Here is a 13,944-nt window from a genome sequence, read left to right as displayed (position 1 = left end):
AGGAGGGAAGTCTGATGCTGATTGAATTATGTGAGAAACTGTCGGTTTGGGCTATTCCTGCTGTACTCTTTTTCATCCCAATTATTGGTTATTTACGGAAGGTTAAAGTGTATGAAGCCTTTGTCGAAGGCGCTGGGGAGGGCTTTCACACGGCTGTCCGTATCTTGCCATGCCTTGTGGCGATGCTGGTAGCCATCAGTATATTCCGCGCCTCAGGCGCCATGGACGCCTGTGTGGCCTGGATGGGCCCTGCCTTAAGTATGTTGGGAGTACCCTCTGACCTCGTGCCTTTGGCCGTCATGCGGCCGCTGTCAGGCAGCGGCTCGTTAGGGCTAGCAACTGAAATCCTAAAAACCTATGGCCCAGACTCATTGGTGGGACGAATTGCTTCAACAGTATTAGCAAGCACGGATACCACGTTTTATGTACTAACAGTGTATTTTGGTGCGGTAGGCCTTAGTAATCCTCGCTATGCTGTATTAGTCGGTCTTTCTGGCGACATTGCCAGCTTCCTGGCCTCAGTTTACATATGTCAGTATCTATTTGTACAATAACTGGTAGCGCATTGTTACCAGTTTTTTCTATGCCGCTGCTTGTGGCACATTGAAGGTGAACGAATACACTGTAATGTGATTTAAAGCAGGGAATGGAGGGGGAAGTCCATGATTAAAGTGGTAGTGGTTGGTGGTGGCTGGGCTGGTTGTGCTGCAGCGTTAACAGCGGCTAAAGCTGGGGCACAGGTAGTTTTACTTGAGCGCACCGACTTATTACTAGGAACCGGACTAGTTGGCGGCATATTCCGCAATAACGGACGGTTTACAGCAGCTGAAGAAGCGATTGCCATGGGCGGCGGGGATTTATTTGTGGCAATGGATGCTAATAGCAGACACCGGGGGATACACTTTCCTGGACACAGCCATGCTTCATTTTATGATGTAACTACTATGGAACCTTTGGTAAAAAAGATTCTACAAAACTACGGCATTGACATTAAAACTAGATTAAGGGTATCCAGCGTAGTTAAATATGGTAAAAAAATTCAATATCTTACCGATGATAATGAAGAGACCATTAAAGGAGATGCTTTTGTTGACACTACCGGTACATCAGGCCCTATGGGCAATTGCTTAAAGTATGGCAATGGCTGCGCCATGTGTATTCTTCGCTGTCCGACCTTTGGTCCGAGAGTAAGTATTACGGCGAAGGCTGATGTCAAGGAAATCATGGGTAAAAAAGCTGACGGCACCTTCGGCGCCATGAGTGGTTCATGTAAGATTAATAAAGATTCATTAAGCCCCGAACTTAAAGACCGACTGGAAAAAGAGGGCATGGTAGTCATTCCATTGCCAGAAAACCTGAAAAAGACAGGAATGCTTGGAAAAAAAGCGTGCTCACAGTATGCTATTGCCGATTACGCTGAAAACATTGTCCTCATTGATACCGGCCATGCCAAACTAATGACGCCATTCTTCCCGCTTGACATGTTAAGAACGATACCCGGTCTGGAACGGGCCCGGTATGAAGATCCGTATTCAGGCGGCATAGGCAACTCTATTCGGTATTTGGGGATTGCACCCTGTGGCAGCTCGCTAAAAGTAGAAGGAGTAGACAATTTATTCTGTGCGGGTGAAAAAGCCGGTAGCATGGTCGGTCATACTGAAGCTGTGATCACCGGTTTATTGGCTGGCCACAATGCAGTACGCTGTTGTCTAGATATGCAGTACCTGGAATTACCGTCTGAACTGGCATCTGGAGATTTTATCACCTTTGTTCACGAGCAAATGGCTACTGAAGAAGGGATTAAACTCAGATATACTTTTTCTGGTTCTGTTTATCTTGAACGAATGAAAAAGCTTGGGTTGTATTCGGCGCAGCGAGGAGAAATTAACGAGCGTGTAACTAAAACCGGTTTAACAGATATCTATAATATCTGTCTGGTATGAGGAGGGGTGAACATGCTGCACAAACTGTCCATGAAGTGTATTGACATTAACTCACCCTACTGTCCGTGCCTGTTGTCAGAAACCAACCATTGTACTTTTTGCAGTCATCTTAAAGGTGAACCTGTATGTGATTGCAACTGGAGCGGAGTGTGCATACTATATGAAAAACAATGGCAGCAAAAAAAACATAGTTGGATCCTGGGCGCTGACATGCCTGTCCGGCTAGAGTCTGATACCGAATTTATTGTAAAACAAAAAATTACAGAACAAACATACCTGTTAGAATTTGAAGTCATTCCCGACCTTGCCCAGGCACTTAACAGATGCGGTTCATTTGTGTTTATGCGCCGGCCGACGGACCAGCATTTTTATCATTTCCCAGTGGGAGTCATGAAGGTTATCGGTAATACTCTTCAGGTCGTTGTCGAGGCCATCGGACCTAAATCTTCTCGCTTATTTACAGATAACAACAAGCAGGTAATGGTTCGTGGACCATATTTTAACGGTATTTTGGGTCAACCCTGGATTGACAATGTAGATAATGGTAAAATATTATTAATAGTTGGAGGTATGGGGCAGCCACCTGTTGTGCCGATCGCTCATAAGCTTCTTGAAAAAAGCAACAGCGTCAAGGCCATCATAGCGCCAGGAAAAATCGGCACGGTGTTTATTGCCGGAGAACTAGCCGCACTTGGCATAGAGGTACAGGCGGTAGCATCCATGCGTCAATTTGGAATGCACGCTATCAGAGAGTTATTAGCTGATAGCAAAGGACACCCAGACCTAATAGTGAGTGCCGGTCCTGACAACCAGCATTATGGTATCATCGCCGCAATGCAGGCAGCTGGAGTAAATATACCTATGGCAGCTACCAATAACGCCACAATGTGCTGTGGTGAAGGTATCTGCGGCAGTTGTGAACGGCTAACCAAGGACAACAAGAAGGTGCGTACCTGTAAAGTGCAAACTGATTTTAGCCAATTTATCCAAGAATAAATATAGTAAGGAAAGTAGGAATCAAATTCTATGTTAGAACGGTTGCAGAAAGTAATTGCTCAAGCCGGTATTGCTTCACGACGGGATGCGGAGGAACTAATTACCGCTGGTCGGGTCACTGTTAATGGGAAAGTAGTGACTGAGCTTGGCACTAAAATTGATTCAAGGCGGGCTCGTGTCACAGTTGATGGCAAACCGCTTAAAGCCGAAAAGTATGTTTATATTTTGCTAAATAAACCGAAAGGTGTAGTTACTACGCTCGAAGATCCCCGGGGGCGCAAAACGGTGGCTGATATTGTTGCCAAGATTCCGGAACGTATTTATCCCGTTGGAAGGCTGGATTACAATACTGAGGGACTACTGATCATGACCAATGATGGCGACGTAACACATGCTTTAACTCACCCTAGTCATGAAATCGCCAAAACCTATTTGGCCAAAGTCCAGGGGTTTCCGCCTGAAGATAAACTTGATAGACTGCGTGTCGGTATTAAGTTGGAAGATGGCGTTACCGCTCCGGCAAAAATTAATGTTGTGGATATTGATCGTGAGAAAGAATTAACAACTTTAGAAATTATCATATACGAAGGGAAAAACAGGCAGATTCGCCGGATGTGTGAAGCAATTGGCTATCCGGTCAAGAACCTTAAACGAGTTCAATACGCATTCTTAACGTTAGAAGGGCTTCGTCGGGGGCAGTATCGCCAACTGCTTGCCAGTGAGGTTGAAGAACTCAAACGGCTTGGTAAGAAAAAAAACGGATAAGTTTTTTTACCCTTATTTCAAAGGAAAATAAGGGTTTTTTTACTACGACAGTAACTTGAAAGTGAGTGTGATACGCATGCAGCAGGTTCTCATTATCGGCGGCGGTGCTGCCGGTTTAATGGCCGCAGTCAGCGCCGCGCAGCATGGCGCTAGAGTGACAGTACTGGAAAAAATGAAAGATATTGGCCGCAAACTGCTTATCACTGGCAAAGGTCGCTGTAATATCACCAACAGCTGTGACCTACCTGAATTGGTTAAAAATATGACAGGCAACGGATTGTTTTTATATAGCGCGTTTAATGCGTTCAGTAACCAGGATTTGATTGATTTTTTTGAACGTGCCGGCTTGCCAACCAAGGTAGAGCGTGGAGGTCGCGTCTTTCCAGTCAGTGATCAGGCGAGAGATGTAATTAAAACATTTGTCAAAGAATTATCCAAGCTAGATGTTGATGTAAGAACAGGACAAACAGTGAAGAACCTAATCATAGAAAACGGGCGCGTTGCCGGTGCAGTAACTGCCGAGGCTGAATATCGGGCCGACGCCGTCATTATAGCAACAGGCGGTGCCTCTTATCCAGGAACCGGTTCTTCAGGTGATGGCTACCGCCTGGCACAGGCGGTCGGACATACTATTGTACCTATTAAGCCGTCACTGGTACCGCTCGAAGTCGAAGAAGAGTGGGTAACTGAGCTACAAGGCTTATCACTCAAGAATGTAGCAGCAACAGTTTTTTGCAGCGGCAAAAAGGCAGCTGATGAATTTGGTGAAATGCTGTTTACACATTACGGCTTATCAGGTCCCATTATTCTATCGCTAAGCAAAAAGGTTTCTGAGTTGTTCCTGACAACTCCAGGTCAAGAAGTATCTATTGTAATTAACCTCAAACCGGCGCTCTCTGTTGAGACGCTGGACAAGCGCCTGCAACGAGACTTTACTAAATTTGCCAGGAAGCAGTTAAAAAACTCACTTAATGAACTATTACCAACCAAACTCATACCTGTAGTGATTGACCTGGCTTTTATTGATCCTGATAAGTTTGTCCACCAAATTACTAAAGAAGAACGTGTCCGTTTGCTTGAGATACTTCAGCACCTTACTTTTACAATTTCTCGAACCAGACCTGTAGCCGAAGCCATAGTAACAGCTGGTGGCGTCAGCACTAAAGAAATTAATTCACGTTCGATGGAATCAAAAATAGTGACAGGTTTATTTTTTGCCGGTGAAGTAATTGATATTGACGGGTATACCGGCGGATTTAATCTTCAGGCAGCATTTTCTTCCGGTTATGTGGCCGGCAAGTATGCTGCTGCTCAGGATTAATACAAACCACAGCAAAGGGGGGGGTTGTATGGAAAACAGGAATCACAAGTTCCGCCGCAAGCAATTCCTTACTGTCGATCGGCTGCTGATAAAGCTATCGACAGCTGCTGTTGTTTTGTTATTAGTGGTTCAGACACTCCTCTTAAATGGAGAAACCCGTAAGTATCTTTCATTGGTCGATAAGCTGGAAGGAGAACAGATAACCTCTCCGGCCACTATGTATGCGGCTGATGTTCCCTGGCCTAATCCCGATACAACCATGAATGCTGTGCATAAAGTTGTCGCCAAGTCGATCCGTACCCTTAGACCTAGTAAAAATATCATAATCCGAATGATTAACCCACCAGCCAACATGGATGCCGTTGTTACAGTTAATGGGGAAGTAATGGGGCACTTCGGCAAAGGAAAAGTTGAACTAACAATTTACGACGGAGACTATATAGAGATTGACGCCATTAATATAAAAGCGCCAGCCCAGTTTATTATTGACACACATCATAGTGATATGGTATTCCCTATTGATGGGATTATGCTTGAAAGTAAGAACAATATGATTGTGGTGGGCAAAGTTGTATTTAAACGTTAAGCTGCCAACTTTCTGTAAATATTGAAATATTTACAGAAAGTTGGCAGTAAAGTATTAATATTAGAGGAAATTTTCTTTATGCAGGGAATTATAAATAATACATTTTTGGATATTCGTGGAGGCCTGCTATGATTATAATGATGAACGCGCCCACTATTGACCAGATTAACCGCGTGTTGGACAAACTTCGTCAATTGGGACTGGATGGGCATTCGATAACCAGCTTAGACAAAACAATAATTACGGCAAGTGGGGATTTATCAGCCTGTCGCCCTGAATTATATGAAAGAATGCCCGGGGTGGATAAGGTTGTTATTGTTGAAACACCGTATAAATTGGCAAGCAGGGAATTTCAGAACAGTAATACTATCGTCACTGTGGACAAGGCTAGCTTTGGCGGCAGCACCATTCCGGTGATTGCCGGACCGTGTGCCATTGAAAGTTATGACCAGCTTTACCAGGCTGGGATTAGTGCAAAAGCGGCAGGCGCGTCGATGTTGAGAGGTGGGGCTTACAAGCCGCGTACTTCGCCCTATAGCTTTCAGGGTCTGGAAAAAGCCGGATTGGAAATTATTAAGACAGTTGGCAGTGAAGTCGGGTTGCCAGTAGTCTCTGAGGTAACCGACCCGCGCAAAGTCGAGCTTATTGCCGAACATGTTGATATGCTGCAAATTGGCACCCGCAACATGCAAAATTTTGTCCTGCTCAAAGAGGTAGCTCTAACAAAAAAACCAGTCTTGCTTAAGCGCGGTCTTGCCGCAACAATTGAAGAATGGCTTATGGCGGCCGAGTACATAATGTCTGGGGGGAATAATCAGGTTGTATTGTGTGAACGAGGCATTCGCACCTATGAGACGTATACCCGCAATACCCTTGATTTGACGGCTGTTCCGGTAATAAAGCATTTAAGCCATTTACCTGTCATAGTTGACCCCAGCCACGGCACGGGCAGTTGGCGATGGGTGAGTCCCATGGCTAAGGCCTCAGTGGCTGCCGGTGCGGACGGTCTTCTAATTGAAGTCCATCCCTGTCCAGAGGAAGCTTTATCTGATGGCCCGCAGTCGCTGACTCTCAATAATTTTTCCCAGCTTATGGCAGAGCTAAATACTTTAGCCACCGCACTCGGACGTTCGTTATAGGAGACAGAAAAATATACAGCAAAGAGGGATAGCTAGATATGGAAGAAATCATTAAACTAAGCCCTGCTGACGGTTTAGCAGGAACAGTCAATATTCCAGGTGACAAGTCAATATCACACCGCAGTGTAATGTTGGCCGGACTTGCTGATACACCGGTAAAAGTGACGAATTTTCTTCACGCTGCTGACTGCAGATCAACCATTGGCTGTATGCGGGCACTAGGTGTTACGGTAGAGCAAGATGCAGCCGGGGTGCTGGACATCACCGGACGGGGGTTTTATGGATTAAGCGAACCATATGATGTGCTTGATGCCGGTAACTCGGGTACAACCATGAGGCTGTTAACAGGTTTATTAGGTGCACAGCCGTTCTTTAGCGTAATGACAGGTGATGCTTCCTTGCGTAAACGTCCTATGGCCCGTGTGATTACGCCGCTGGCCAAAATGGGCTTAAACATAAAAGGCCGTGAAGAGTCGCGTTATGCTCCGCTGGCTATTACGCCAGCCGAACAGGTTCACGGAATCGAGTATGATATGCCGGTTGCAAGTGCCCAGGTAAAATCAGCCATCTTGCTGGCTGCGTTATATGCCAATAGTCCGACCATTATTACCGAACCCTTGCCTTCACGGGACCATACTGAGCGAATGTTTGAAACCTTTGGTATCCCTGTTAAGCGAATAGGCAGCTCCATTAGCATTGAGCCGGTGAAAAAACTTACAGCTCCAGAGTTAATCAACATACCTGGAGATATTAGCTCAGCTGCTTTTTGGTTAGTTGCTGCTTCCATCATCCCCAATAGTCAGCTTACACTGGTGAATGTTGGTATTAACCCGACACGTACCGGAATTCTTGATGTTTTAAAACAAATGGGTGCAGATATAACTATCACTAATGAACGGTGGAGTGGCTGCGAGCCAGTAGCTGATATAGTTGTACGATCAGCTCAACTAAAGGGTATTGCTATTGGCGCGGAAATTATTCCTCGGCTAATTGATGAGATTCCGGTGCTAGCTGTGGCTGCTTTATTTGCCGAGGGACGAACTGTGGTGCAAGGGGCAGAAGAGCTGCGGGTTAAGGAAACTGATCGTCTGCGAGCAGTCGCACTGGAACTTGGCAAAATGGGAGCGGAAATTACTGAAACTCCTGACGGCCTGATAATTGAGGGACCGCAGAAACTGAATGCTGCTGTTTGCCATTCTCATGATGACCATCGCATGGCTATGGCGCTAGCTATAGCAGGCACTGCTTCACAGGGGGTTGAAATTGAAGAACCTGACTGTGTAAAAATTTCGTACCCTGATTTTTATGCTGTGCTCGCAGGATTAAGACGGGATTAGCAGGGAGGCCACTTATGAAGCGCTTAATTATTGCAATTGACGGACCAGCAGGAGCAGGAAAAAGCACAGTAGCCAAACTGGTTGCCCAGCGGCTTGGCTATACTTATATCGACACTGGGGCGATGTATCGTGCTGTAGCTTGGCAGGTATTAACTGAAGGTATTGATCCCGCCAGTGAAGCAGTTGCCAATTTGGCTCATAAGCTTGATATGAAACTAACCTATGTTGACGGCAAAACTGAGGTATTTCTCAATAATCAGGATATTACAGATGATATCCGTACCCCTGAAGTCAGTCGACTTGTACCCAAAGTAGCACAAGTACCGGAACTTAGAGCAGTTATGCTTACATTGCAGCGCGATATGGCTATCGCAGGCGGGGTTGTTATGGACGGCAGGGATATTGGTACACATGTTTTACCTAATGCTGACTTAAAGTTATTTCTGACAGCATCAATTAAAGAACGCGCTAAACGCCGGTGGCACGAACTGACTAGCAAAGGCTATACTATAGATTTAGCTGAACTGGAAAATGAAATTGCCTGCCGAGATAAAGCCGACTGTGAACGGGAAGTTGCCCCGCTAATCGCCGCTACCGATGCTGTTATGGTTGATACCACCGAATTATCCATTGATGAGGCAGTTACAGAAATATTAGAACTTTGCAAGGAGCGACAGACCCATGTATAACTTATTACGTTTTGTACTGGGTATTATTTTTTCGTTTTTTTTCCGGTGGAAGGTAATTGGTGCAGAGAACGTTCCGTCCTCTGGCGGTCTGATTATTGCATCAAACCATGTAAGCCTCTGGGATCCGCCGGTTGTTGGCACCGCCATACCCCGGCGGATCCATTTTATGGCTAAAGAAGAATTGTTCTCCAATCCAATATTTGCTCGTATCATTTCAGGACTAGGTGCTTTTCCTGTCAAGCGGGGGATAGCTGACCGGACGGCAATCCGTACAGCTTTGACACTTCTGGAAAACGGTTCAATACTTGGTATCTTTCCCGAAGGTACCCGCAGCAAAAATGGGCAATTGGGCTCGCCTGAACCAGGTTTAGCCATGCTGGCCGTAAAGGCAGGTGTCCCGGTTGTTCCCACCGCAATCATTGGTACTAACAAAGTCTTTCAGCAAGGTCAGTTCTTTCCTAAATTTAAAGTGATATTTGGCAAGCCTATTATGCTAAGTAAGGATGACGCAAAAAAAGACGGCTTGGAAGTGCTTAGCCTAAAGGTTATGGATGCAATCGGCCGCATGCTAGAAGAAGATAATCATACCAATGAACAAAGTGTGTAGGTATCAAGATGGATAATAGTTCAATTGATATATTAGATACCAACCTATCTATCATTTTAGTACAACGTATCGCCATCATTGCCGTTTTTGCCTATGTACTATCACATACGCAGGCGTTTCGCCTGATATTTAAAGAAAGCACTACTGGACGAGAAAAGCTTACCCTAGTATTTATTTTTTCCCTGGTTTCAATTGCAGGCACTTATTTCGGGATACCGATTGAAGGAGCATTGGCAAATGTCCGGGATACTGGTACCATTGTCGCCGGTCTCTTAGTTGGCCCGCTGGTAGGTACGGCAACTGGTTTTATTAGTGGTTTGCATCGCATTTACCTTGGCGGATTTACTGCTGTGCAGTGCGGTGTTGCTACAATGATAGGTGGTATGCTGGCAGGCTATATCCATATACGAACAAAACCAAAAACCCCAGAATGGATTACCGGGATCATAACCGGTGTCAGTGTCATTCTTATTAGCATGGGGCTTATTTTATTGTTTGCGAAGCCTTTTGACACAGCCTGGTCGCTGGTTAAGAAAATTATCATTCCCATGTCACTGGCCAATGCGGTCGGTATCGCTATTTTTATGATTATTATTCATAATGCCAGACAGCATCAAACAAAGATTGCCGCTCTGCAAACACATAAGGCACTTAAAATTGCTAACGCAACCTTGCCGCATTTCCGGCAGGGACTTAATCCGTTATCGGCTGAAAAGGTGGCTGTGAATATACTAAATATGACTTCGGCAGCCGCTGTAGCCATCACTGATCTAGAACGAGTCTTAGCCCATGTTGGTTTAGGCGACGATCACCATACTAAAGGGATACAGGTATTTACTAGGCTGACAAAAGCCTGCTTGGCACAAGGACAGGTTACCGTTGCCCAAACCCAAGCCGAGATTGGGTGTAATGTTCCGGCATGCCCGCTTAAATCTGCAGTTGTGGTACCACTCTATTGTCGGGATGAGCTTGTTGGCACTCTAAAGATTTATTATGCTCGTGAGGAAGTGCTAACAGCACTTGATATTGAATTTGCACAGGGTCTTGGCCAGGTATTCAGTACTCAGCTCGAATTGGCTGCCCTACAGCATAAGGCTGAACTGACAGCAAAGGCTGAGCTCAAAGCGTTGAGAGCCCAAATTAACCCCCACTTTCTCTTTAATGCGCTAAATACTATTGTTTCTTTATGCCGTACCAACCCAGAAAATGCGCGCAATCTGTTAATTGAATTGAGCGAGTTTTTCCGACGTAGTCTTAAGGCTGCCCGCGATTTTGTAACCCTTAAAGAAGAACTTGAGCATGTTGATTCCTACCTTACCTTAGAGCAAGCGCGATTTGGACAGCGGCTAACAATTGAGCAAGATATCGAGCCCAGTGTGTTGGACGTATTAATTCCGACCTTTACTCTGCAGCCTTTAGTTGAAAATGCGGTAAAGCATGGACTTTTATCAAAAGCGGACGGTGGTACTGTTAAGATTTGTGCAAAACAAACTGGTAAATTAATCGAAATTGTCGTAAGCGATAATGGACAGGGTATCCCGCTAGACATTCAAAAGCAAGTGTTGGAATTTGGTTTCGGCAAAGGCGCCGGAGTCGGTTTAACCAATGTCAACGAACGACTCAAAGCCATCTATGGACCAAAACATGCGCTCATGATTAGGAGTATGGAAGGGCAGGGAACAACAGTAATCCTTCAAATTCCTATTGATGTGGAGGAGGTTGTTGTTAATGGCTGACCAATTACGTACAATTAAGGTGATGATGGTCGATGATGAAGAACCGGCCCGCAGCGAGTTGCGCTATTTACTAGAGCAATTTGAGGAAGTCGAAATTATTGGCGAGTTTAAAAGCGGTGAGGAAGCCAGTAAGGCCGTACTGGCTCTTCGGCCGCATCTTATTTTTATCGATATTGAGATGCCAGGGCTAAATGGTATTCAAACAGCCGAAAAAATTAATGCTAACAACGTACTACCGCTACTTGTTTTTGCGACTGCTCATGAAGAGTTTGCTATAAAAGCTTTTGAGCTTAATGCTGTAGATTATTTATTAAAGCCTTTTTCCGCAAAAAGGGTAGCCAAATGTATCGAGAAAGTCCGTACCTTACTAACTGAAGCTGTACATACCACACCTAGAAAACGCGACATAGAATCAAATCAACTTTACATCTTTCAAAAGCTGGCTATAGAACATAATGGCAAGGCATATGTCATTGATACAAGGGATATCATTGCTGCGTACTGCACTGAAGGACAACTATCTATACATACGGCAGATAAAACCTACTACTCTAATATGCCGCTACAGGACCTCCAGTCTCGGCTGGATGAACGATTGTTTTTTCGTACTCATCGTGCTTATCTTGTTAACATTGAAAAGATCAGAGAGATTATTCCATGGTTTAACGGAACATATAACCTGATTTTAGAAGGATTTGAGAGAGAAGTTCCTGTTAGTCGTCAGCAAGTCTCCAAGCTGAAAAAACTGTTTGGTTTATAATTATCCCTGTAACTATGTAAACAAACTTGGTGCTATTGACCAGGATGACAGTGTATTTCATCCTGGTTTTTTGTCATTTCACGGCATACATATTGCTAGCCTATGCGGTATAATGTATTATTTTAAATATAAAGAAAAATTGGTGAAAAGGAGGTAAAGTCTTTTATTTTATAACTATTTTGGAAGGGGGACTTATTCATGAATTCAGTTAGTTTATTGGTTATTGCCGTATGTGTTTATGTCTTGGCATACCGCTATTATTCAGCATTCATCGCCGCAAAGGTATTAGCACTAAACGACGCTAATATTACCCCAGCATACCGCTGCAATGACGGTCGCGAGTTTGTACCCACAAATAAGTGGGTACTATTCGGTCACCACTTTGCTGCGATTGCCGGTGCAGGTCCGCTTGTCGGCCCGGTACTTGCCGCGCAGTATGGATGGGGACCTGGTTTTATGTGGATTCTGCTAGGTTCTGTTTTTGCTGGCGCAGTCCACGACTTCATCATCCTCTTTGCATCAGTTCGTCACAATGGCCAGTCACTGGCTGTTATCGCTCGGCGGGAAGTTGGTCCGCTGACTGGTGTAACTACTTCCTTAGCTGTACTATTTATTATCATTGTCGCACTTGCTGGTCTGGCTATCGTTGTTGTAAACGCTCTATTTAAAAATCCATGGGGCGTATACACACTGTTTATGACCATTCCGATTGCAATTGTTGTTGGTCTGTACATGTTCAAAATTGCCCCTGGTTCTATCCGTTCCGGTTCAATTGCCGGTTTCCTCATGGTATTGGCAGCAGTATTTACCGGTCACTGGCTGAGCCCTGGTCAACCGTGGGCAGGTATAGCCGACATATTTAACCTTACTAAACAGCAACTGTCAATTGCGTTGCCTGTCTACGGCTTCTTTGCAGCTGTTTTGCCGGTATGGCTTTTGTTAGCTCCGCGCGATTACCTCAGCTCGTACATGAAGATTGGTACTGTATTAGCACTGGCTTTGGGAATCCTTATAGTACAGCCTAGTATCAATATGCCGATAACCACCCGCTTTATTGACGGCGGCGGGCCGATTATCCCTGGTCCGTGGTGGCCGTATGTATTTATCACCATTGCCTGCGGCGCTATCTCAGGTTTCCATTCACTCATTAGCTCAGGTACTACGCCTAAGATGATTGAACTTGAATCCCAATCCCGTGTTATCGCTTATGGTGGCATGCTTACTGAAGGTTTTGTTGCTGTAATGGCTCTTATCTCGGCGGTTGTGCTTATGCCTGGCGACTATTTCGCCATCAACAGCCCGGCTGCTGTATTTGCGAAACTGGGTATTCCTACCGTAGAAATTAAAGAATTGTCCCGTTTGGTACAAATGGATGTTGCGCATCGTCCTGGTGGTGCAGTTTCGCTGGCAGTTGGGATGGCACATATCTTTTCCAGCATCGGCGGTATGCAGCACCTGATGAGTTATTGGTATCAATTTGCCATTATGTTTGAGGCTCTGTTTATTCTTACTACAATTGACGCTGGTACTCGTGTAGCCCGTTATATCCTCCAGGATATTCTTGGCACCTACTTGTATTCTCCACTCAAACAAACCAACTGGTGGCCAGGAATTCTTTTCACCAGCTTTTTGGTCACTTACTGCTGGGGCTACCTGCTTTATAGTGGTGACGTAGCTACTATTTGGCCGTTGTTTGGTGTGGCCAATCAGCTATTGGCTGTTGTTGCTCTGGCTCTTGGCACAACCATTATCCTGAAAATCGCTCCTAAGAAATCGTACGCCTGGGTTACTTTTGCCCCACTTTGCTTCTTGTCAGTTACTGTTATTACTGCAGGTATAATGAATGTGCAAATGTTCTTCAAACGCGGTGATGCCTTAGGCAACACGAATGGCACAGTAAGCATTATCCTAATTGTCCTGGTAATTATTACTCTGCTTGACTCCATTAGGTTGTGGTTACAACTGCTTAAGAATGATAAACCAATTGGCATGAATACCGAAATTTCAGCCATGTCTTGCCCCGTGAATACCACTAAGCCTAATATTCCGAGCTAATAATTTGTAA

General features: G+C 45.0%; 13 protein-coding genes. All 13 read left to right on the top strand.

The features are described 5' to 3' along the window. The first annotated feature begins 14 nt into the window (after positions 1–14). The 13 genes from B9A22_RS07525 (at position 15) to B9A22_RS07465 (ending at position 13,934) form a co-directional block, all read left to right on the top strand. A complete protein-coding gene (locus B9A22_RS07525) occupies positions 15–554 on the top strand; it encodes a spore maturation protein (protein ID WP_084575104.1) in 540 nt (179 codons plus the stop codon). Between the two features lie 108 nt (positions 555–662). After that, a complete protein-coding gene (locus tag B9A22_RS07520) occupies positions 663–1,943 on the top strand; it encodes an FAD-dependent oxidoreductase (protein ID WP_084575103.1) in 1,281 nt (426 codons plus the stop codon). 12 nt (positions 1,944–1,955) lie between these two features. Continuing rightward, the gene (locus tag B9A22_RS07515) at positions 1,956–2,939 is read left to right on the top strand and encodes a hypothetical protein (RefSeq protein WP_176215429.1); all 984 of its coding nucleotides are present in this window, start codon (positions 1,956–1,958) and stop codon (positions 2,937–2,939) included. Positions 2,940–2,969: 30 nt separating this feature from the next. After that, a complete protein-coding gene (locus B9A22_RS07510; RefSeq protein ID WP_084575102.1) occupies positions 2,970–3,704 on the top strand; it encodes a pseudouridine synthase in 735 nt (244 codons plus the stop codon). Positions 3,705–3,774: 70 nt separating this feature from the next. Then, on the top strand, positions 3,775–5,025 hold the full coding sequence (locus B9A22_RS07505) for a BaiN/RdsA family NAD(P)/FAD-dependent oxidoreductase (protein WP_281252369.1): 1,251 nt from the start codon (positions 3,775–3,777) through the stop codon (positions 5,023–5,025). 28 nt (positions 5,026–5,053) lie between these two features. Beyond that, a complete protein-coding gene (locus tag B9A22_RS07500; RefSeq protein ID WP_084575100.1) occupies positions 5,054–5,611 on the top strand; it encodes a hypothetical protein in 558 nt (185 codons plus the stop codon). Positions 5,612–5,739: 128 nt separating this feature from the next. After that, positions 5,740–6,750, top strand: coding sequence for a 3-deoxy-7-phosphoheptulonate synthase (gene aroF, locus B9A22_RS07495; RefSeq protein WP_084575099.1), 1,011 nt, complete (start codon positions 5,740–5,742; stop codon positions 6,748–6,750). Positions 6,751–6,788: 38 nt separating this feature from the next. After that, positions 6,789–8,087 (top strand): 3-phosphoshikimate 1-carboxyvinyltransferase, encoded by a 1,299-nt coding sequence (gene aroA, locus B9A22_RS07490; protein ID WP_084575098.1) that lies wholly within the window; start codon positions 6,789–6,791, stop codon positions 8,085–8,087. 14 nt (positions 8,088–8,101) lie between these two features. Further along, positions 8,102–8,776, top strand: coding sequence for a (d)CMP kinase (gene cmk / locus B9A22_RS07485; protein ID WP_084575097.1), 675 nt, complete (start codon positions 8,102–8,104; stop codon positions 8,774–8,776). After that, positions 8,769–9,383 carry a lysophospholipid acyltransferase family protein gene (locus B9A22_RS07480; RefSeq protein ID WP_084575096.1) on the top strand — a complete coding sequence of 205 codons (615 nt, stop codon included), beginning with the start codon at positions 8,769–8,771 and terminating at the stop codon, positions 9,381–9,383. The genes cmk and B9A22_RS07480 overlap by 8 nt, the downstream gene beginning before the upstream one ends. Positions 9,384–9,391: 8 nt before the next feature. Further along, entirely contained in the window at positions 9,392–11,119 is a 1,728-nt protein-coding gene (locus B9A22_RS07475; protein ID WP_084575095.1) for a sensor histidine kinase, read from the top strand. Then, complete coding sequence (locus B9A22_RS07470; RefSeq protein ID WP_176215428.1) at positions 11,112–11,879, top strand: LytR/AlgR family response regulator transcription factor; 768 nt, start codon at positions 11,112–11,114, stop codon at positions 11,877–11,879. Before B9A22_RS07475 ends, B9A22_RS07470 begins: the two co-directional genes overlap by 8 nt. Before the next feature lie 198 nt (positions 11,880–12,077). Further along, positions 12,078–13,934, top strand: coding sequence for a carbon starvation CstA family protein (locus B9A22_RS07465; protein WP_084575093.1), 1,857 nt, complete (start codon positions 12,078–12,080; stop codon positions 13,932–13,934). The last annotated feature ends 10 nt before the right edge of the window (positions 13,935–13,944 follow it).

The organism is Sporomusa malonica, from assembly GCF_900176355.1.
GTDB classification, from domain to species: Bacteria; Bacillota; Negativicutes; order Sporomusales; family Sporomusaceae; genus Sporomusa; species Sporomusa malonica.
This window is presented reverse-complemented; position numbering and strand designations above follow the sequence as displayed.